This window comes from Rhodobacter maritimus (assembly GCF_058747975.1).
Genome location: NZ_CM179095.1, coordinates 507540 through 526341, shown reverse-complemented (window position 1 = coordinate 526341; position 18802 = coordinate 507540). Strand labels below are relative to the sequence as shown.

Sequence of the window (18802 nt, the reverse complement as noted above, 5' to 3'; positions counted from 1 at the left end):
GCAGGCCAGAGCCGACCTAGATTTCCAAGGAACGAGAAGGAGCCGCATATGCCGATGGAAGCCCATGACATCGAAGCCCTGATCCGCGCCCGGTTTCCGGACGCAGAGATCACCATCACCGATCTTGCGGGCGACGGGAACCACTGGGCAGCCGAAGTGGTCGATGCCTCGTTCAAGGGAATGAACCGCGTGCAGCAGCAACGCGCCGTCTACGCCGCGCTGAAGGGGGCGATGGACGGCCCCGACGGGGCACTACACGCGCTTGCACTGACGACCAAGGCGCCCGAGTGAACCGGGCCTGACTTTGGTCAATGAGCGCATCACGCGATGACTGCAACAGGACAGCGATCCGCAGCGAACAAGGACATATCAGATGACTGCCATCGACCAGATCAAGGAAACCATCACCTCCAATGATGTCGTGCTTTTCATGAAGGGCACGAAGGAAATGCCGCAATGCGGGTTCTCCTCGCGCGTGGCGGGGGTGCTGAACTTCATGGGCGTCACCTACAAGGACGTGAACGTGCTGGCGGATCAGGACATCCGCCAGGCGATCAAGGACTATTCGGACTGGCCCACGATCCCGCAGCTCTACGTCAAGGGCGAATTCGTCGGCGGCTGCGATATCGTGACCGAGATGACCCTCTCGGGAGAGCTTGACCAGCTTCTCGAGGACAAGGAGGTCGCCTTCAACAAGGACGCGGCCGAGCAGATCCGCGCCGCCAACGCCTGAACCGGCCCGCGGCCAGCAGGACGAGATCGCAAAGCCCCGCCCCTGTGGCGGGGCTTTTTGCCGGCGGGGGCCCCTTTGCGGCCGCGCGGCGCGCAGGGCCGTTGAAGCGCGCGCCGCCATTCGCTAGCCTCGGATGACACGGCCCGCCCATGCGGCCCCCAGATCAGAGAGCTTTCATGCAGAACGCCCCGGCCCCGCGCCCCGACCCGTCCGCGCATGCGCCCCGCAATGCCGGCGTTCCGCTTGCGATCGACTGGTTCGACCGGATCGCGGTGAACACCCCGGCGGCCGAACGCCGCGCGGCCACGCTGACCACCCGGCGCAGCCTCAAGAAGGAATGGCAGGCGGCCTGGCTGGTGAATGCCATCCGCTGCATGGACCTGACCACGCTGGCCGGGGACGATACCGAAAACCGTGTGGCCCGGCTTTGCGCCAAGGCGCGCGCGCCGCTGGCCGATCATATCCTTGAAGAGCTCGGGCTGGAGGCGCTGCACACCGGCGCGGTCTGCGTCTATCCCACGATGGTGGCCGCGGCCGTACGCGCGCTTGAAGGCAGCGGCATCCCCGTCGCCTCGGTCGCCACGGGCTTTCCCGCCGGGCTCATGCCGCTTGATCTGCGCCTGGCCGAAATCCGCTATGCCGTCGATCAGGGCGCCGATGAAATCGACATCGTCATCACCCGCGCCCATGTCCTGGCCGCAGACTGGAGCGCGCTTTACGACGAAATCGCGGCAATGCGCGCGGCCTGCGGCGCGGCGCATATGAAGGCGATCCTTGCGACGGGCGATCTGAAGACGCTGCGCAATGTCTACAAGGCCAGCATGGTGGCCATGCAGGCGGGTGCCGATTTCATCAAGACCTCGACCGGGAAGGAAGGCGTCAACGCCACGCTGCCGGTCTCGCTCGTGATGCTGCGGGCGCTGCGCGATTTTGGCGCGCGCACCGGCTTTCGCGTGGGCTTCAAGCCCGCAGGCGGCATGAAGACCGCCAAGGACGCGCTTGCCTGGCAGATCCTGATGAAGGAAGAACTGGGCACCGACTGGCTGCGCCCCGACCTGTTCCGCCTTGGCGCCTCGTCGATGCTGGGCGATATCGAACGCCAGCTCGAACACCATGTCACCGGGCGCTATGCGTCCTCGTCGCGCCACGCGCTTGCCTGAGGAATGAGATGCCGACCGTGAAAGAGATACTCAGCACGATGGATTACGGCCCCGCCCCCGAAGCCAGCGACGAGGTGCGCGCATGGCTGCGCGACCGCGCCCGGTTCGGGCATTTCATCAACGGCGCCTTCACCGCCCCCGGCCAGACCTTCGAGACCCGCAACCCCGCCACCGAAGAGGTGCTGGGCCATGCCAGCCAGGGCACGGCCGAAGACGTGGCCGCCGCGGTGGCCGCCGCGCGCAAGGCCCAGCCCGGCTGGGCCGCCCTGCCCGGCCATGAACGCGCCCGGTGGCTTTACGCGATCGCCCGCCATATCCAGAAGCGCGAACGCTTCCTTGCGGTTCTGGAGGTGCTGGACAACGGCAAGCCGATCCGCGAGGCGCGCGACATCGACTTGCCCCTGGTGATCCGCCATTTCTACCACCATGCCGGATGGGCCGAGATCCTGGCCGACGAATTTCCCGGCCAGGTCGCTCACGGCGTCTGCGGCCAGATCATCCCGTGGAACTTTCCGCTGCTGATGCTGGCCTGGAAGATCGCCCCGGCCCTTGCCGCGGGCAATACGGTCGTGCTGAAACCCGCCGAATACACGCCGCTAAGCGCGCTTGCCTTCGCCGAGATCTGCGCCGAGATCGGCCTGCCGAAAGGCGTGGTGAACATCGTCACCGGGGATGGCGAAACCGGGCGCCACCTCGTGGCCGCCGGGGTCGACAAGATCGCCTTCACCGGCTCGACCGAGGTTGGCCGGCTGATCCGGCGCGCCACCGCGGGCTCGGGCAAGGCGCTGACGCTGGAACTGGGCGGCAAGTCGCCCTTCGTGGTCTTTGCCGATGCGGATCTGGATGCCGCCGCAGAGGGCGTGGTGGATGCGATCTGGTTCAATCAGGGCGAGGTCTGCTGCGCGGGCTCGCGCATTCTGGTGGCAGAGGCGGTGGCGCAGGATTTCACCGCCCGGCTGACGGCACGGATGGCACGGCTGCGGGTGGGCGATCCCCTGGACAAATCCACCGATATCGGCGCGGTGGTCCACCCGGTCCAGCTTGCGCGTATCCGCGATCTGGTAGCCAGGGGACAGGCGGCGGGCGCGCGGCTCGTGCAGGCCGAATGCCAGTTGCCCGCGCGCGGCGCCTTCCATGCGCCGGGCTTTCTGGCCGATGCGCAGCCCGCCAACCCCGCGATGGTCGAAGAGATCTTCGGCCCGGTGGCAACCCTCACCCCCTTCCGCACCCCGGACGAGGCGATCGAGCTGGCCAACAACACCCGCTACGGCCTTTCCGCCTCGATCTGGTCGGAGAACATCACGCTGGCCACCGATATCGCCGCGAAGGTCCGCGCGGGCGTGGTCTGGATCAACTGCACCAATGTCTTCGACGCGGGCGCGGGCTTCGGCGGCATGCGTGAAAGCGGCTTCGGCCGCGAAGGCGGGCGTGAAGGGATGGCGGCCTATCTGCACACCCCTTCCCCAAGGCCGAAGGCCGAGGCGGCGCCGGGGCGGCTCGATGCCGCGCCGGTGCCGGGCCAGCCCCCTGCCGGAAAGGGGGCCCCTCCGATCGACCGCACCGCGAAGCTCTATATCGGCGGCGCGCAGAAACGGCCGGATGGCGGGTATTCCTACGCCATAACCCACAAGGGGCGCGAAATCGGGCTGGCCCCCCTTGGCAACCGCAAGGATATCCGCAACGCGGTCGAGGCGGCGCAGAAGGCCGGCGGCTGGGGCAAGGCCACGGGCCACAACCGCGCGCAGGTGCTTTACTATATCGCCGAGAACCTGTCGGCCCGCGCCGCCGAGTTCGAGGCGCGGCTGAAATCGGCCGGGCATGACCCGGCCGAGGTCGAGGCCACCCTTAGGCGCGCCTTCTGGTATGCCGCCCAGGCCGACAAGTTCGACGGCGCCGTGCATGCCACCCGGTCAAACAACGTCACGCTGGCGATGAACGAGCCCTGGGGCGTGATCGGGATCGGCTGCCCCGATGCGGCCCCGCTTCTGGGCTTCGCGTCTCTGGTGCTGCCCGCCATTGCCATGGGCAACCGCGTGGTCGCGGTCCCCGCGCAATCCATGCCGCTCGCGGCGACCGACCTTTATCAGGTCTTCGACACCTCCGATCTTCCGGGCGGCGTGGTCAATATCGTGACCGGCGACCGCGACGATCTGTGCAAGGTTCTGGCCCGGCACGACGATGTGGACGCCATGTGGTATTGCGGCACCGACGCCACCACGATGGAAACCGAAAGCGCGGGCAACCTGAAAGCCGTCTGGACCCTGAGCAACCGCGACTGGCGCGGCCCCCAGGGACAGGGGCGCGATTTTCTGGCGCGCGCCTGTCAGGTCAAGAACATCTGGATTCCCTACGGCGAATAGCCCGGCGGCCGCGCGCTATTTGCGCGGCATGCCCCGCCAGGTGCCCAGCCAGGCGGTAAAGCGCCCCCACAGGCCGCGCGCACGATCGCCGGCCGCGTCCGCGCGTTCCTCGACACCGTCCCAGGCCTCGCCCACATCCTCGAGCACCGGGTCAATCGAGCGTTCGCGGAACTGCCGCCACATGGCCCGGATCGTCAGGAGGATGGCCAGAAGGAAGGTCAGGATGACGATGTTGACCCAGGGGATGATCCGCACGTCCGGCCCCTCGACCGGGCGGATCGCAACCGCGTTGGGAAAGATCGAGATCAGCTCGTTGCGCCAGCCGTAATGCGTGACCACCGCCCATTTCGGCGCCTCGCGGGTCGAGCGCAGATCGTCCGCCTCGGTCTGAAGCCCGGCGGTATCGAACTTGAAATAGGGCGGCCAGGACCAGCCCGTATCCTCGTTGCGATAGACCATCGGCTTGCTGTCGGTGGTGATCGTCTGGATGAACTGCACATCGCGGTTGCTCAGCGTGCCGGACTGATCGTCCGGGCTTGACCAGAAGATCCGCGTCCAGTCGTTCAGGTCCTGCCGTTCCTGATAGGTGTTCACCACGCGCACGACATCATGCTGCGGCAGCGTGTAGTGAAGAAAGCCGAACACGATCAGCGCCAGCAGCGCAAGGACCGTCCATTTCACATATTTCATCGCCGCCTCATGCGTAGTTGACAAGATAAAGCAATACTCCGATCACCACGACCGGAATGACATAGACCAGCCAGATCAGCTTGCGCCGCAGGCTTTTTTGATAGGCGGCCATGCCCTCCTCGATCCAGGCGTCGCGCGCTTCGGGCGTGGCATCGGCGGGGGGATTGGCGTCCCATTCCTTTTCCAGCCCCTCGCGCCGCAACGAGCGCGAATAGATCGACAGCAGGACATAAAGCACCGTCAGCCCGACAAGGCCGAATACCGCCAAACGCAAAAAGGCAATCATGACTTTCCTCTCAGCACCGCGCCCCAGGGCCCGACCAGATCGACAATGTCGCGCGCGCCGCCGGTGGCATCCCCGCCCGCCATGTCGGGTTCGGCCCCGAACAGGGCCGCACGCGCACCGGCCTTGTCGATCTGATACTCTTTTTCAAGGAAATTGGCCACATAGGCCCGTTTCGCCTCGGGCCAGGTGGCGTAGAGGCGATAGAAAAGTTCCTTGTGGCAGATGAACAGCTGCCGCACATCCAGCGGCGACAGCTCGGCCAGAAGCATGTTGACCAGATCGCGCAGCGGCCCCTGCGTGGCGCGCAGCGTGTAGAAATAGGACGGGTGGCGGCTGTCGATGCGCGGCCAGCGGCCATCGGCCTCGACCCACCGCAAGAGCGCCGCGAGGCCCTGGAACTCTTCGGGTAACGCGCCCCCCAGCCGTTGCGCCACCGCGCGCAGCTCGCGGCGCGAACCGCTTCCGGCCTCAAGGCCAAGGCGTGCGGCCGCCTCGACAAGGATGAAGTCCATCTTCTGGCGCAGGATTCCCGCAGAATCGGCGCCGCGCGCGCTGACGATCGGTTCCGCCAGCCCGTTCAGCTCCAGAAATTTCGCGATCTCGTTGCGCTGCGCAGCCGAGAAGACATGCCGGATCGGCAGGGCGCCAAGCGCCTCGCGGTCGCCCATCACGATCGCGGCGGGATGCTCGACCGAGCGGAAGATGTAGATGCCCCCAAAATGCGCGGTCCAGAAATCGGGCGTCTCGAATGCGGTGGAGCGAAGCTGCACCGGGTTGCGCGTCACATCGCCGGTTTTCCGTGCCAGCTCAATCATCTCGGCGATCAGCACGTCGTCCCACCAGGCATCCGGCTCGGTCCGAAACCGTTCGATCAGCCCCCCCAACCTCCCGGCCTCGGCAACGTGGTTCCCGGTGGTATCGGCCACGACGGTGATATGCCGGATATCCAGAAGCCGGTAAGGCGCGCTGATCTCGAACACCGAATTCTCAAGCTCCCCTGCCACCGCGTCGCGGGCGGTCAGGCTGAAAAGCTGCGCCTCGTTCTCTTCGATGAAGCGCCGCAGGATCGTGCGCGAGGTCGAGAACTTGGCATTGAGAAGCGGCGCATCCTTCTGGTCGGTGCTGAGCAGGATGAACTGCCGGTTGCAACCGTTGGGATTGAGATAGAGGTGATCGCCAAGCTCATCGCCAAGCTCGGGCGAATAGCCCGAGATGTCGATGTGGAAATCGCTCATCGCGGTGCGTTTGCCTGTCAGATGCTCCAGCGCCCGGTTATAGCGTTCGACCAGCGCCGGGCTGTCCACCCGCACCAGGTTGCCAAACATCAGACCTTTTTCGATCAAACGCCTCATGGCCGCGCCTTCCGGACCACAAATGTCATGGTAACGGCCAGCGCGGTAAACAGCGCGAAGACCACCCCATCCGCCGCGCGCACCGGCAAGCCACCTGCCCAGACGGGCCCCGCCGGCACCCAATCAAGCCAGATCACCGCCCCGGCAAGATTGGCAAGCCCTCTGCCCACCGCGAAGCAGAACGGCATCGACAGGACAAAGAGCAGCAGAAACATGGGACGACTGCCCGCGCGCGCCAATAACGGCAGCAGCATGAAGAGCATGACGCCACTAAGAACCGTTCCTATGGTGGCAACGGGAGAGATCATGCGCCGCGCCCCTTCAGATACCGGCGCTTGGCCTCCTCGGCGCGTTCCATGTCACGCACCATGGTGTCGATCGCCACCTCGTCGGACTTGTCGGCATAACGGAATTCGCTGTCGGCATAGCGGTTGATCTCTTGCACCACCATGTCCACGGTGATCGGCCGGCGCAGTTCCGCGATCATGGCCGACTTGGTGTCATAATCCCTGAACAGGAACAGCTCTGGGTCTTCCATCCATGCGTCGGGCAGTTCGAAATCCATCGCCCGCACCTTGACGGCATCGGTGATGTTCTTGATCGCGCGGCCGGTGAAGCGCGCGTCGGCCTCCTGGATCGCCTTGAGATAGGCGCCAAGCTTGGCCAGCGTATCCAGCGCACCGATGCGCGCCTCGACCTCGGCCCAGACGGTTTTCAGCCCCGCCTCATGCGGCACCGAATGCCCCTCGAAGCTTGCGGCCACGGCGCGCTGGATCTCTTGCGCGGCGAAAAGATCGTGATCGCCAAGCGGGATGTCGTGCTTCTTGCCCAAAAGCAGGGCAAGAATATCGATGTAATCCTCGCGCGTTTGCGGCCCGTCCACAAGGAAGCGCGCGCCCGCCCGCTGGCGCAGCGCATCGTCCACGTTCTCGGGATAGTTCGAGAACATCCCGAAGGTGCAGTTGCCGCGCACCACGGTATTGGCCCCGGCAAAGGCCTCCATCAGCACGGCGGTGATCTCCTGCTGCCCGGCCGAGCTTTGCCGGTCGCCCCGCTTGCCCGCGATCTGGTCGATATCGTCGACCGTGCCAAAGCCGATCACCGCGGGGTCCATCACGTTCTGGATGAAGGCCTTGGCGTTCTGCCCCGACTTGCCCTGATAGCTGTCTACATTGTCGATCGACAGGTTCTGATAGCGGAACGGATAGCCCGCCACCTTGCAATAGTCGTTCAGAAGCCCCGCCATCATCTGGATCAGCGTGGTCTTGCCCGTGCCGGGCTTGCCGTCGCCCATGAAGGTGAAGATGAACCCGCCCAGTTCGGCAAAGGGATTGAGCTTGCGTTCGAAATCATAGGCCATGAGCATCTTGGCTAGCCGCATCGCCTGATACTTGGCGATATGGTTGCCCACCACCTCATGCGGTTTCTTGAACGCCATGCTCAGCGTGGTGCCGCGCACCTTGCGTGCGGGCTGGAACCCCGTGATCGGCAGATCGTCGGCCTCGATCCGCCAGGCGGCCCCGGTAAAGGCCCCCAGGCGCGGTGCCGTCTCGGCGCGCAGGCGCACCTTTTCCATAAGCTGCTCGGCATAGGCCAGAACCACCGCGATCAGCCGGGCATCGTCCTCGGCCCAAAGCGCGATGTCCTGATCCAGCTCCCACAGCGCGCCTTGCAGCGCAAGCGGGGCGTTGTCGGTCAGGACCTCCTCGACATCCCCGATCTCGGCCACCTCCGGCCCGGCCTGCGGCGCCAGAAGGAAGGCCGTGGCATTGGCAAAGACCGACAGCACCGAAAGCGCCTCGGCCGCCAGTAACTCGCCGAACTCGGCCGCGCGGTTTTGCGGCAGGCGCGCCTCGAGGTTCGCCTTCTTCAGTTCCGCCAGTCCGGTGACCTCCTGAAACACCTCGCCCAGGCTCAGCGCGATCGCCAGCGCACGGCGCAGCGCCTGAAGCACCTGCGCCTGCGCCGCAGTCGGCAGATCGTCCCCCGCGATGCCCTGCACGCGCTCGACCAGCCGCACGCCCTCGGGCCGCGCGACCGAGCGCGTGACAAGCCCCGGCGTCGTCGACCGGAAGCGCCGCGCCCCGGCGCCAACGCCCGGAGAGCGCTCGGGCACCGGCTCCACCGCGGCCGCCTTTGCCAGGCGCGGGGCATGGTCGAAGCCGCGCAAAAGCTCGGCCGCGGCGGCATAATGGGCGCGGATCGCCTCTTCCTTCAGCTCCATTTCATCGCGCGGCGCATTCATGCGTTCACCCAATCCTCAATCATAAACAACGACACGGCCTTCCCGGCCGACCACGAACTTGCGGACATCCCGAAATCCGGCCGGGTCTTTCTCTGCCAGAACCTGGAACGGGCGCTGCGGCAGGATCAACGAGCGTGACACGCGCGTGGCGCCGCTCTCGGCCCCGCCGCCGCCCCCGGCAAAGGGATCAAGGCGGAAGATCTCGCGTTCGGTATTCGTGAACCAGCCGCGTTCAACCTCGACCCGCTCGCTTTCCAGCTCTTCCAGCGTCCAGGCAAGCGCCCAATCCTCGCCATCGGGCGCGTTGGCCTCGTCCAGAACCTCGCGGATCGGGCCGGTCTGCATCGTGAAGGCCGAAGAATACATCGGCCCCAGATGGATGCGCCGAAGCCGCTTGGGATGCAGGTCCGAGAAATCGGTATCGAGCCCCTTGGCAATCGTCACCGGCTTCAGCCCGCCCACGGATTGCGCCAGCAGATGGCTTTGCACCTGCGGCCAACGTCCCTCGTCCAGCGGCAGCGCGCGGCGCCCGCTATCCTCAAGCTCCATCAGATAGACGACGGGCACGTTGAGCTGGCTGTCATAGACCGCCCAGTGCAACAGGAAGCGCCGCCGCCCGCCGGGCAGGTCCGAGATCCACTGCGCCACCGGATGCATCTGCGGCCAGAACAGCCCCCCCGCCGCAAGCGCCTCGTAGTAAAGCCGCTGGCTCATGGCATATTGCAGCTCGGTCGGCAGCACCCGTTCGCCCACGATGCGCCGGATCATGCGGTCGCGCAGATCGTCCGCACTTGCCATGCCCTCCAGATGGCGGGCGGCCTGCGCGGCATCATTGGCCATCGTGACCAGTTCCTGGTAGATCGGGAACCCGCTTTCGTGCAGGTCGATCGTCAGGTGGCGCCGGGCCGGACCGGCAAGCCGGCCGGAGACGAGGTATTTCACCGAAAGCGCCCGGAAGCTGGCCGAGATCGCCCCGACATAGCCCGACAGGATCGCGGCATCGGCACGCCCCAGATGGCGGTCCTCCTCCATCTCGACGGCGACCGAGGCCAGCATCCGGGTGATCCGGTCGAACTTGGCGAAATACCGCCGCGCGGCGATATCGTCCTCAAGGAGCTTGTGATCCTTTGTCAGATCGAGATCGGGCACTTAGCCACCATACAGGTTCTTGTCGTGCTTCTCGACGATCGCGGCAAAGCGGCGGGCGAAACGCTCGTCGGCCTTGGCCTTCTGCTCCAGAACCTTGCGGGCAAAGACCATGTGATCCTCGTGCGCCTCCAGCATCTCGGCCATCCGGGTGTTGGTGGCGGCCCCGATCCCGGCCATGGCGGTCTGCGCCTCCTGGTCGGTCTTGACCCCGATCTCGTTGATCCGGTGCGCCACGTCCTGCTGCTGCGCGGTCTTGAGCGACTTGGTCAGCGCATCGTAAAGCACCACGCGCTGCTTGGTATCGGTCTGCAACTTGTTGATCAGGACCATCTGCGTCGCCGCCTGGTTCTGAAGGCTGTCGACCCAGGTCTTGCCCTTCTCGATATAACGCTCCAGCGTCTGGGATTTCGCAAGCTTGACCTGCTCGTCCTGCACAAGCGCGTTGTAGCGCACGTTCAGCGCGGCCAGTTCGGTTTCCAGCTTGGTGCGCGCCGCCGCGTCCTGCTCGACCGCGATCTTGTTCTCAAGCTCGATGATCTTCGGGTCCATCCCCTGAATTTCGGCCCGCACGCCTTCCAGCGCGGCAACCGTCGCCTCGCGCTCGTCCAGCGTGCCGGTGAGGTTGCCCTCCACCTTGGCCTTCTGCTCTTCCAGCACCGCAAGCTGGCCGTCGAGAAGCTTCACGATCGTGTCGGACTTGCCGATCAGATCCTGCAACTTTGCGTCGATCGAGGCCGCGCGCAGACGTTCCTGCCGCATCGCCTCGGATTTGCCTCGGGCAAAGATCCCCACGAAGCTTTCCCACGCGGTTTTCGAGCGCATCTCGTCGAAATCCTTGGAGAACCCGGCCGTCACATCGTCCAGCCCCATGATCAGCTCTGCGATATTGGCATTCATCGCATCGGCATGGGCCTGCACCTCCTCCAGCGTCGCGTTCTCGATATCCATGGAGATATCCTGACCGGCCTCAAGCTTCTGGCGCGCGGCCTCGATCCGGCTGGTCACCTCCGAGATCTTCGCCTGCGCCTGCGACACCTGCCGCTGGCTTTCCTCGATCTGCGCATCAAATCCGGCCATCTCCACCTCCAATGTTAATCCCATTTACAACTTGGGAAGCCCGCCGCCCACATTCCAGAGCCCCTGCGCGAAAAGCTAAACAAATCATGCGCCCGCCGCCACTTCTTTTGCACACGCTTTGCGATTGCCCGACGCGGAACCCGGCGTTAGCCTGCCCCGATGGAAGCCGATATCCGCCTGTCACAAGAGATCGCCGCGCGCCGCGATGACCTGATCCGCCTCACGCAGGATCTGATACGCATCCCGACGCTCAACCCTCCGGGGCGCAACTATCGGGAAATCTGCGATTTCCTTGCCGCCCGCCTTGCACCGCAGGGCTTCTCCATCGACATGATCCGCGCGAAAGGCACCCCGGGGGACAGCGACACCTACCCGCGCTGGAACCTCGTTGCGCGGATCGAAGGCCGCGGGCCGGGCGATTGCGTGCATTTCAACTCGCATCACGACGTGGTCGAGGTCGGCCACGGCTGGACCCGCGATCCCTTCGGCGGCGAGATCGACGGAAACCGCATCTATGGCCGCGGCGCCTGTGACATGAAAGGCGGCCTTGCCGCCTCGGTCATCGCGGTCGAGGCCTTCACCGCCGCCTGCCCCGATTTCACCGGCGCGATCGAGATTTCCGCAACCGCGGACGAAGAGACCGGCGGCTATGGCGGCGTGGCCCATCTGGCAAGCCAGGGCTATTTCGACCCCGCCCGCGTGCAGCACGTCATCATCCCCGAACCCCTGCACAAGGACCAGATCTGCCTGGGCCATCGCGGCGTCTGGTGGGCCGAGATCGAAACGCATGGCCGCATCGCCCACGGCTCGATGCCATTTCTGGGCGACAGCGCGATCCGGCACATGGGCGCGGTTCTGGCCGAGATGGAGGAAACCCTCTTTCCCCTGCTGGCGGGCAAGACCACCGCCATGCCGGTCATTCCCGAAGGCGCGCGCCAGTCCACGCTCAACATCAACGCCATCCATGGCGGCGAACCCGAACCCGAGCCCGGCTATACCGGCCTGCCCGCACCCTGCGTGCCCGACCGCTGCCGCATCACCATAGATCGCCGCTTCCTGATCGAAGAAGACCTGGCCGAGGTGAAGCACGAGATCACCGCGCTTCTGGAACGGGTCAAGGCCCTACGCCCCAAATTCAGCTACGAGATCCGTGACATCTTCGAGGTCCAGCCCACGATGACCGACAAGACCGCCCCCATCGTCCGCTCGGCCGCCGCCGCGATCGAAACCGTCCTTGGCCGCGAAGCGCGCTACGTCGTCTCTCCCGGCACCTATGACCAGAAGCACATCGACCGGATCGGGCGCCTGAAGAACTGCATCGCCTATGGCCCGGGCGAACTTGCCCTTGCCCATCAGCCCGACGAATGGATCGGCGTGGACGACATGGCCGATTCCGCGCGCGTCATGGCGCTGGTTCTGGCCGAATTACTGAGCACATAGCGCTGCGCGGCCCGATATTGCGGAAGCCTCCGGCGGGGATATTTATACGAAGATGAAGGGGTTTCACCTTTGTCCCAATATCCTCCGGGGGTCCGGGGGTGGAAAACCCCCGGCGCCATCACACGGCGATATTGTCGATCAGGCGCACATCGCCCAGCCAGCCCGCGAACAGCATCCGCGCACCGTCTTCGAAGGACGCCATCGGTTTCAGCCCGTCGACCGAGCGCAGTTCCAGATATTCGATGCTCCTGAACCCCGCGGCGAGGATGGCCGTGCGGGCCTTTTCAAGCTCCGGTTCCATGGCGTTGCCGGCGCGGAGTGCGGCAGCGGCGTCCTGCATGATCCGGTGCAGCGCGGGGGCCAGGGCGCGTTCCTGCGGGCTCAGGCGCACGTTGCGCGACGACATCGCAAGCCCGTCCTCTTCGCGGATCGTGGGGCAGCCGATGATCCGGATCGGGATGTTGAGGTCCAGCACAAGGCGCTGGACGACCTGAAGCTGCTGCCAGTCCTTCTCGCCGAAGAAGGCGCGGCCCGCCTGCGTCATTCCGAACAGCTTGGTGACCACGGTGGCGACACCGTCGAAATGACCCGGCCGGAAGGCGCCTTCCAGCGGTTCCGAGACGCCCTTGACCGAGACCTGCGTCTCAAAGCCCTCGGGATAGACCTCGGTGACATCGGGCGCGAACAGGACATCCACGCCCTCGGCCTCGAGCAGCGCCAGATCGCGCGCCTCGTCACGGGGATACTTGAGAAGATCCTCGGCCGCGTTGAACTGCATCGGGTTGACGAAGATGGTGACGATCACGCGGTCCGATTGCGCGCGGGCGGCGCGGGCAAGGCTCAGGTGGCCGTCATGCAGCGCGCCCATCGTGGGCACCACCCCCACCAGCATGCCCGAGCGTTTCCAGCCCGCCACCTTCTCGCGCAGTTCGGCGCTGCTGCGGATCACCTGCGTCATTTGGAGGCCCCGTCGTTGAAGCTGTGCTCGGGTGCGGGGAAGGTGCGGGCGCGCACCTCGGCGGCATAGGCCGCCACGGCGACCTCGGCCTCGGCCCCAAGTTCCCCGAAGCGCTTGACGAATTTCGGCCGGAAGTCGGTGAAAAGGCCAAGCATGTCGTCCACGACAAGCACCTGCCCGTCGCATCCCTCACCCGCACCGATGCCTATCGTGGGGATTCTCGTTTCCGCGGTGATCCTGTCGGCCAGAAGCGTGGGCACCTTTTCCAGCACCACCGCGAAGGCGCCCGCCTGCGTGACGGCGCGGGCATCGGCCAGAAGCCGCTCGGCATCCTTGCCGCGGCCCTGCACCTTGTATCCCCCCAGCGTGTTCACCGATTGCGGCGTCAGGCCAAGATGCGCCATCACCGGGATACCGCGCGCCACCAGGAACGCGATCGTTTCGGCCATATGCTGGCCGCCTTCCAGCTTGACCGCCCCGGCCCCGGTTTCCGCCATCAGCCGGGCGGCGTTGCGGAACGCCTGCGCGGGGCCTTCCTCATAGCTTGCGAAGGGCATGTCGATGACCATCAGCGCGCGCTTCAGCCCGCGGGCGACCGCCTGCCCGTGCAGGATCATCATCTCCATCGTGACGCCAAGGGTCGAGGGCAGGCCGTGCAGCACCATCCCCACCGAGTCCCCGACAAGGACCAGGTCGCAATGCGCGTCCACCAGCTTGGCAACAGGGGTCGTATAGGCCGTCAGGCAGACGATCGGCACCCCGCCCTTCATCCCGGCAATATCCGCCGGCATCAACTGACGCACAGATCCCGTAGCGCTCATCTCTCGCCCCCCACTCTCTCCCGTTGCGACAAGCAATAACGGGGCCACCCCTGCAAAGAAAGGATTTTTTGCCGCAGCGCAGCAGGGGCCGGTGTGGACGGCCCGTGCCGCATCGGAGGCGGCAAAACCCTTGATCGGCAAGGAAGAACGGGTCAATCATGCGCAGGCCGGCCGCAAGGCGCGGCGCCAAAGCCGAAGGGAGGCCAAGATGTTGCACCGCCTTATGACAACCGCCGCCGCCTGTCTGCTGGCAGCGGGTTCCGCCGCCGCAGCGCCCGATGCGATCACGCTTGGCATGGTGCTGGAGCCGCCGAACCTTGACCCCACGGCCGGGGCCGCCGCCGCGATCGACGAGGTGGTCTATGCCAATATCTACGAGGGGCTGACGCGCTTCGGCCCCGACGGCGCGGTCCTGCCCGCCCTTGCCGAAAGCTGGGATATTTCCGAGGACGGCACCGTCTACACCTTCCATCTTCAGGGCGGCGTGGTCTTTCACGATGGCAGCGGCTTTGACGCCGAGGACGTGAAATTCTCGCTCGACCGGGCGCGGGCCGAGGACAGCGCCAATGCGCAAAAGGCGCTGTTCGGCGGGATCGCCTCGGTCGAGGTGCTGGACCCTGCCACGGTGCAGGTCACGCTGGCCGCACCCGATGGTGCCTTTCCCTTCAAGATGGCATGGGGCGATGCGGTCATCGTGGCCCCAGAAAGCGCCGCGGAGCTTGCGACGAAACCCGTGGGCACGGGCCCCTTCGCCTTTGGCGAATGGGTGCAGGGCGATCACGTCACGCTGACGGCCTTCCCCGACTACTGGGGGGCGAAACCCGCACTCCGGCAGGCAACGTTCCGCTTCATCTCGGACCCGACGGCGGCGTTCGCGGCCATGATGGCGGGCGATGTGGATGCCTTCCCGAACTTTCCCGCCCCCGAAACGCTGCCCCAGCTTGAGGCGGACCCGCGTTTCAAGGTGATCGTCGGCTCGACCGAGGGCGAGACGATCCTTGCGATGAACAACCGCAAGGCGCCGCTGGACAATGTAAAACTGCGCGAGGCCATCGCCCATGCGATCAACCGCCAGGACGTGATCGACGGGGCGATGTTCGGCTATGGCACGCCCATCGGCACGCATTTCGCGCCGCACAACCCCGATTATGTCGATCTGACCGAGTTGTCGGCCTATGACCCCGAGCGTGCGAAGGCGCTTCTGGCCGAGGCGGGCGTGACCGACCTGACCCTGCGCCTTGCGCTGCCGCCGCCCACCTATGCCCGCCGCGGGGGCGAGATCATCGCAGCCCAGCTTGCCGCCGTGGGCATCCGGACCGAGATCACCAATCTGGAATGGGCGCAATGGCTTGAACAGGTGTTCAAGGGGCGCGATTTCGACCTGACCATCATCAGCCATACCGAACCCGCCGACATCAACATCTATGCGCGCGACGATTACTATTTCGGCTATGCCCGGCCCGAATTCGTGGCCCTCATGGAAACGCTTGACCGCACCACCGATGCGGCCGCGCGCAGCGCGCTGTTGCAGGACGCACAGCGCATGATCGCCGGGGATTACGTCAACGTCTATCTCTTCCAGCTTGCCAAGACCGGCGTGGCCGATGCGCGCATCGAGGGGTTGTGGGAAAATGCCCCGACCCAGGCCAACGACCTGACCGCCGTGCACTGGACCGAATGAGCCAGGGCGCGATGCGGATCTATCGCCTGACGCCCGCCGCGGCAGCGCCGGAAACCACGCGCCCCGCCCCCGAAAAGGTTCTGGCCGGGGACCCGGTGCACACCACCTGGAACGCCGAAGAGGATGCGGGGCTTTACTGCGGCATCTGGCAATCGACGCCGGGCAAGTGGCGCATTGCCTATGACGAGTGGGAATATTGCCGGATCCTCGAAGGCCGCTCGGTCATCACCGGCACGGATGGCACAAGCCTGACGGTGGGGCCCGGCGACAGTTTCGTGATCCGTCCGGGCTTCGAAGGCACATGGGAGGTGCTTGAGACCACGCGCAAGGATTACGTCATCTTGCTGAAATGAAACGGGCGCCCCGAAGGGCGCCCGCCAATGTCAGGCCGGGCGACGGCTCAGCCACCCTGGCCGCGCAGCTCGGCGTCGCGCACGGCGCGGGCATGGGCTTCGGCCTCAAGCTCGGCGGCGGTGGGGCCCATTGCGGCGGCGGCCCGGTCGGCCTCGATCAGTTCGACCGAGGCGGCCGGCACCAGATAGCCGGTCGACAGCTCGACCACCGGACCTTCCAGCGCCACGCTTTCGGCCCGCGTGCGCACCTTCACGCGCGTGCCGATCGGCGTTTCGTCGAACATGTCGATGATGTCCTGGTTGAACAGGCGGATGCAGCCTGCCGATGTCGCCTTGCCGATCGAGCTCGGGTCCATCGTGCCGTGGATGCGATACATCGTGTCGCGGCCGTTGCGGTAAAGATACAGCGCGCGCGCGCCAAGCGGGTTGTCCAGCCCGCCGGGAAGGCCACCGGCCAGCGGCCCGTAAAGCTCGGGGTCCTGACGGATCATGTTCTTCGTGGGCGCCCAATAGGGGTATTCTTCCTTGCGCATGACCGCCGCCGTGCCCGAGAAGCCCCGGCCCTGCTTGCCCACGGCAATGCCGAACCGCATCGCAAGGCCGGGCTGGGTGACGTGATAGAGAAGCCGGGCATAGGGGTCGATTACGATCGTGCCAGGCGCCTCGGGGCCGTTATAGGACACCCATTTGCGGCGGTTGCGTTCGGTCAGGTAGGTCGGGCTGACGGCGGGAATGATCCGCTCGCCGTCCTGCAACGCCCGGTATTCCGGCGGCACGTTGGCATTTTGCGAGCTTTGCGTCGGGGCGGCACCGCAGGCGGCGACGGCGGCTAGCATCAACAGCCCGACGATGGGCCGCAGCAATCTGGAAACAGGCGCGTTCACTATGATCATGTCCTTGGCAGAAGACGATTCCCTTTCGGGCAGATCAGCGTATCAGCGCGCGCATCACCCCCTGCGTCAACCCCGCGCAGGCCAAATCTATCCACAAGCGCGGCAAATAGGCCGCAGAAAAGGACAAATCGGCCCCGTCAGGGTGCGCGCGGGCGGCATTGCACCCGCGCGATCCCCCGCCACGGCCGTGACGCCGCCTAGCCTATGGTGTTGAAGCCCGGCCCATAGGGATAGCCGGTGATATTCTCGGCCCCGTCCTCGCCGATCACCAGGATATCATGCTCGCGGTAACCGCCCGCGCCGGGGCGGCCCTCGGGCAGGGTCAGCATCGGCTCCATCGAGATGACCATGCCGGGTTCAAGCACGGTGTCGATGTCCTCGCGCAGTTCCAGCCCCGCCTCGCGCCCGTAGTAATGCGACAGCACGCCGAAGCTGTGGCCATAGCCGAAGGTGCGGTATTGCAGCAGGTCGCGCTCTTCGAAGAAGGCGTTGATCTTGCCGGTGATCTCGTCGCAGCGCGCGCCGGGTTGCAGAAGGCTGATGCCGTATTCATGCGCGGCGACATTGGCCTCCCAGATCTTCAGGCTGGCCGCGTCGGCCTCGCCCAGGAACATCGTGCGTTCCAGCGCCGTGTAATAGCCCGAGATCATCGGGAAGCAGTTCAGCGAAAGGATATCGCCGCGCTTCAGCCTGCGCCCCGTGACGGGGTTATGCGCCCCGTCGGTATTCAGCCCCGACTGGAACCAGACCCAGGTGTCGCGGTATTCGGCATCGGGGAAACGCCGGGCGATCTCGGCCTCCATGGCATCGCGTCCGGCCATCGCCACGTCGATCTCGCGCACGCCTTCGCGGATGGCGTCCCTGATCGCATGGCCGCCCAGATCGGCCACCGCCGCGCCATGCCGGATCAGCGCGATCTCGGCCTCGGATTTCACCATCCTTTGCGCCATCGTGCCCGGCGCGATGTCCAGCCCCCGTGCGGGTTTGAGGAAGTGGCTGAACTTCTCGGCATTGACCATCGTCAGGTGGTCGGCCTCGACCCCGACCGCCTTGCCCGTGCCGATCACATGCGCCACCGCGCGCCAGTAATTGTCGCGCGCCCAGTCGGTATAGGTCAGCGCCTCGCCATGGCAGCGCCGCCACGGCTGCCCCGCGTCGATCCCCGCCGAGATCACGACCGAGCGCTCACGCGTCACGACAAGCCCGTAGGGCCGCCCGAAGCTGCAATAGAGGAACCCCGAGTAATAGGCGATATTGTGCATCGAGCTGAACAGGCAGGCATCAAGCCCGTGCATCTCCATCAGGTCGCGCAAACCGGCAAGCCGGGCCTCGTATTCCTCGGGTGCGAAGGGAAGCACAGCCTTGGCGCCGTTCTCACAGGTGTAGAATTCGGGACGTTTCGTCATTTCAGACCTCCGAATGGGGCCACAGGCAGGGACCCCGCAAGATCCCGGCGTACAGGACGAAAGCGGGTCACCGCCCGCGAGCATCGGGATATCCCTGCGGCGACGCCATCGCCGCGACTCGGGGCCACGGTGCCGCAAGCGCGCGCGAAACTCAACGGGATTTCCCGATCGGGCGCGCCGATCGGGCCTTGACCGCCG

18 protein-coding genes are annotated in these 18802 nt (G+C 65.7%); 7 read left to right on the top strand and 11 right to left on the bottom strand.

The genetic code is table 11. The features are described from left to right. Positions 1–48: 48 nt before the first annotated feature. The 4 genes from AC4PTO_RS02665 to AC4PTO_RS02650 all read left to right on the top strand — a co-directional run bounded on the left by AC4PTO_RS02665 (position 49) and on the right by AC4PTO_RS02650 (position 4253). Entirely contained in the window at positions 49–291 is a 243-nt protein-coding gene (locus AC4PTO_RS02665; protein WP_492731600.1) for a BolA family protein, read from the top strand. Positions 292–373: 82 nt separating this feature from the next. Then, a complete protein-coding gene (grxD, locus tag AC4PTO_RS02660) occupies positions 374–733 on the top strand; it encodes a Grx4 family monothiol glutaredoxin (RefSeq protein ID WP_492731598.1) in 360 nt (119 codons plus the stop codon). 176 nt (positions 734–909) lie between these two features. Further along, complete coding sequence (deoC, locus tag AC4PTO_RS02655) at positions 910–1893, top strand: deoxyribose-phosphate aldolase (protein WP_492731596.1); 984 nt, start codon at positions 910–912, stop codon at positions 1891–1893. 8 nt (positions 1894–1901) lie between these two features. After that, positions 1902–4253, top strand: coding sequence for an aldehyde dehydrogenase family protein (locus AC4PTO_RS02650; protein WP_492731594.1), 2352 nt, complete (start codon positions 1902–1904; stop codon positions 4251–4253). 15 nt (positions 4254–4268) lie between these two features. Here AC4PTO_RS02650 and AC4PTO_RS02645 read toward each other — a convergent pair whose 3' ends face one another. Genes AC4PTO_RS02645 through AC4PTO_RS02615 form a run of 7 tightly spaced genes read right to left on the bottom strand, consistent with a single transcriptional unit; the run spans position 4269 to position 11052 of the window. Beyond that, a complete protein-coding gene (locus AC4PTO_RS02645) occupies positions 4269–4943 on the bottom strand; it encodes a DUF1523 family protein (protein ID WP_492731593.1) in 675 nt (224 codons plus the stop codon). Between the two features lie 7 nt (positions 4944–4950). After that, the gene (locus AC4PTO_RS02640) at positions 4951–5229 is read right to left on the bottom strand and encodes a hypothetical protein (RefSeq protein ID WP_492731591.1); all 279 of its coding nucleotides are present in this window, start codon (positions 5227–5229) and stop codon (positions 4951–4953) included. Then, entirely contained in the window at positions 5226–6581 is a 1356-nt protein-coding gene (locus tag AC4PTO_RS02635) for a DUF6638 family protein (protein WP_492731589.1), read from the bottom strand. The genes AC4PTO_RS02640 and AC4PTO_RS02635 overlap by 4 nt, the downstream gene beginning before the upstream one ends. Continuing rightward, entirely contained in the window at positions 6578–6889 is a 312-nt protein-coding gene (locus AC4PTO_RS02630; protein ID WP_492731587.1) for a hypothetical protein, read from the bottom strand. Before AC4PTO_RS02630 ends, AC4PTO_RS02635 begins: the two co-directional genes overlap by 4 nt. Beyond that, positions 6886–8826, bottom strand: a complete 1941-nt coding sequence (locus tag AC4PTO_RS02625; protein WP_492731585.1) for an AAA family ATPase — start codon at positions 8824–8826, stop codon at positions 6886–6888. The genes AC4PTO_RS02630 and AC4PTO_RS02625 overlap by 4 nt, the downstream gene beginning before the upstream one ends. A gap of 15 nt (positions 8827–8841) precedes the next feature. Further along, the gene (locus AC4PTO_RS02620; RefSeq protein ID WP_492731583.1) at positions 8842–9975 is read right to left on the bottom strand and encodes a hypothetical protein; all 1134 of its coding nucleotides are present in this window, start codon (positions 9973–9975) and stop codon (positions 8842–8844) included. Beyond that, positions 9976–11052, bottom strand: coding sequence for a hypothetical protein (locus AC4PTO_RS02615; protein WP_492731579.1), 1077 nt, complete (start codon positions 11050–11052; stop codon positions 9976–9978). Between the two features lie 159 nt (positions 11053–11211). Here AC4PTO_RS02615 and AC4PTO_RS02610 point away from each other — a divergent pair, with 159 nt between their 5' ends. Beyond that, complete coding sequence (locus AC4PTO_RS02610) at positions 11212–12492, top strand: acetylornithine deacetylase/succinyl-diaminopimelate desuccinylase family protein (protein ID WP_492731576.1); 1281 nt, start codon at positions 11212–11214, stop codon at positions 12490–12492. Between the two features lie 118 nt (positions 12493–12610). Here the strand turns inward: AC4PTO_RS02610 and panC are convergent, their stop codons facing one another. Together panC and panB are read right to left on the bottom strand one after the other, a co-directional pair. Continuing rightward, positions 12611–13450: a pantoate--beta-alanine ligase gene (gene panC, locus AC4PTO_RS02605; protein WP_492731574.1), complete on the bottom strand. Its 840-nt coding sequence runs from the start codon at positions 13448–13450 to the stop codon at positions 12611–12613. Then, on the bottom strand, positions 13447–14271 hold the full coding sequence (gene panB / locus AC4PTO_RS02600) for a 3-methyl-2-oxobutanoate hydroxymethyltransferase (RefSeq protein WP_492731572.1): 825 nt from the start codon (positions 14269–14271) through the stop codon (positions 13447–13449). The genes panC and panB overlap by 4 nt, the downstream gene beginning before the upstream one ends. 208 nt (positions 14272–14479) lie before the next feature. Between panB and AC4PTO_RS02595 the strand changes: the two genes are divergently transcribed. Beyond that, on the top strand, positions 14480–15952 hold the full coding sequence (locus AC4PTO_RS02595) for an ABC transporter substrate-binding protein (RefSeq protein WP_492731570.1): 1473 nt from the start codon (positions 14480–14482) through the stop codon (positions 15950–15952). Positions 15953–15963: 11 nt separating this feature from the next. After that, positions 15964–16305 carry a cupin domain-containing protein gene (locus AC4PTO_RS02590; RefSeq protein WP_492731568.1) on the top strand — a complete coding sequence of 114 codons (342 nt, stop codon included), beginning with the start codon at positions 15964–15966 and terminating at the stop codon, positions 16303–16305. A 47-nt stretch (positions 16306–16352) separates the two neighbouring features. Here the strand turns inward: AC4PTO_RS02590 and AC4PTO_RS02585 are convergent, their stop codons facing one another. Both AC4PTO_RS02585 and AC4PTO_RS02580 read right to left on the bottom strand, forming a co-directional pair. Beyond that, on the bottom strand, positions 16353–17141 hold the full coding sequence (locus AC4PTO_RS02585) for a L,D-transpeptidase (protein WP_492733512.1): 789 nt from the start codon (positions 17139–17141) through the stop codon (positions 16353–16355). 254 nt (positions 17142–17395) lie between these two features. Further along, positions 17396–18604: an aminopeptidase P family protein gene (locus AC4PTO_RS02580; RefSeq protein ID WP_492731566.1), complete on the bottom strand. Its 1209-nt coding sequence runs from the start codon at positions 18602–18604 to the stop codon at positions 17396–17398. Positions 18605–18802 lie beyond the last annotated feature (198 nt).

Coding starts and splice junctions, on each gene's coding strand:
- AC4PTO_RS02635 (WP_492731589.1), bottom strand. CDS start 6,581: ATGAGGCGTTTGATCGAAAAAGGTCTGATGTTTGGCAACCTGGTGCGG.
- AC4PTO_RS02645 (WP_492731593.1), bottom strand. CDS start 4,943: ATGAAATATGTGAAATGGACGGTCCTTGCGCTGCTGGCGCTGATCGTG.
- AC4PTO_RS02585 (WP_492733512.1), bottom strand. CDS start 17,141: ATGCTAGCCGCCGTCGCCGCCTGCGGTGCCGCCCCGACGCAAAGCTCG.
- deoC (WP_492731596.1), top strand. CDS start 910: ATGCAGAACGCCCCGGCCCCGCGCCCCGACCCGTCCGCGCATGCGCCC.
- AC4PTO_RS02590 (WP_492731568.1), top strand. CDS start 15,964: ATGCGGATCTATCGCCTGACGCCCGCCGCGGCAGCGCCGGAAACCACG.
- AC4PTO_RS02615 (WP_492731579.1), bottom strand. CDS start 11,052: ATGGCCGGATTTGATGCGCAGATCGAGGAAAGCCAGCGGCAGGTGTCG.
- AC4PTO_RS02630 (WP_492731587.1), bottom strand. CDS start 6,889: ATGATCTCTCCCGTTGCCACCATAGGAACGGTTCTTAGTGGCGTCATG.
- panB (WP_492731572.1), bottom strand. CDS start 14,271: ATGAGCGCTACGGGATCTGTGCGTCAGTTGATGCCGGCGGATATTGCC.
- AC4PTO_RS02650 (WP_492731594.1), top strand. CDS start 1,902: ATGCCGACCGTGAAAGAGATACTCAGCACGATGGATTACGGCCCCGCC.
- AC4PTO_RS02580 (WP_492731566.1), bottom strand. CDS start 18,604: ATGACGAAACGTCCCGAATTCTACACCTGTGAGAACGGCGCCAAGGCT.
- AC4PTO_RS02595 (WP_492731570.1), top strand. CDS start 14,480: ATGTTGCACCGCCTTATGACAACCGCCGCCGCCTGTCTGCTGGCAGCG.
- panC (WP_492731574.1), bottom strand. CDS start 13,450: ATGACGCAGGTGATCCGCAGCAGCGCCGAACTGCGCGAGAAGGTGGCG.
- AC4PTO_RS02625 (WP_492731585.1), bottom strand. CDS start 8,826: ATGAATGCGCCGCGCGATGAAATGGAGCTGAAGGAAGAGGCGATCCGC.
- AC4PTO_RS02610 (WP_492731576.1), top strand. CDS start 11,212: ATGGAAGCCGATATCCGCCTGTCACAAGAGATCGCCGCGCGCCGCGAT.
- grxD (WP_492731598.1), top strand. CDS start 374: ATGACTGCCATCGACCAGATCAAGGAAACCATCACCTCCAATGATGTC.
- AC4PTO_RS02640 (WP_492731591.1), bottom strand. CDS start 5,229: ATGATTGCCTTTTTGCGTTTGGCGGTATTCGGCCTTGTCGGGCTGACG.
- AC4PTO_RS02665 (WP_492731600.1), top strand. CDS start 49: ATGCCGATGGAAGCCCATGACATCGAAGCCCTGATCCGCGCCCGGTTT.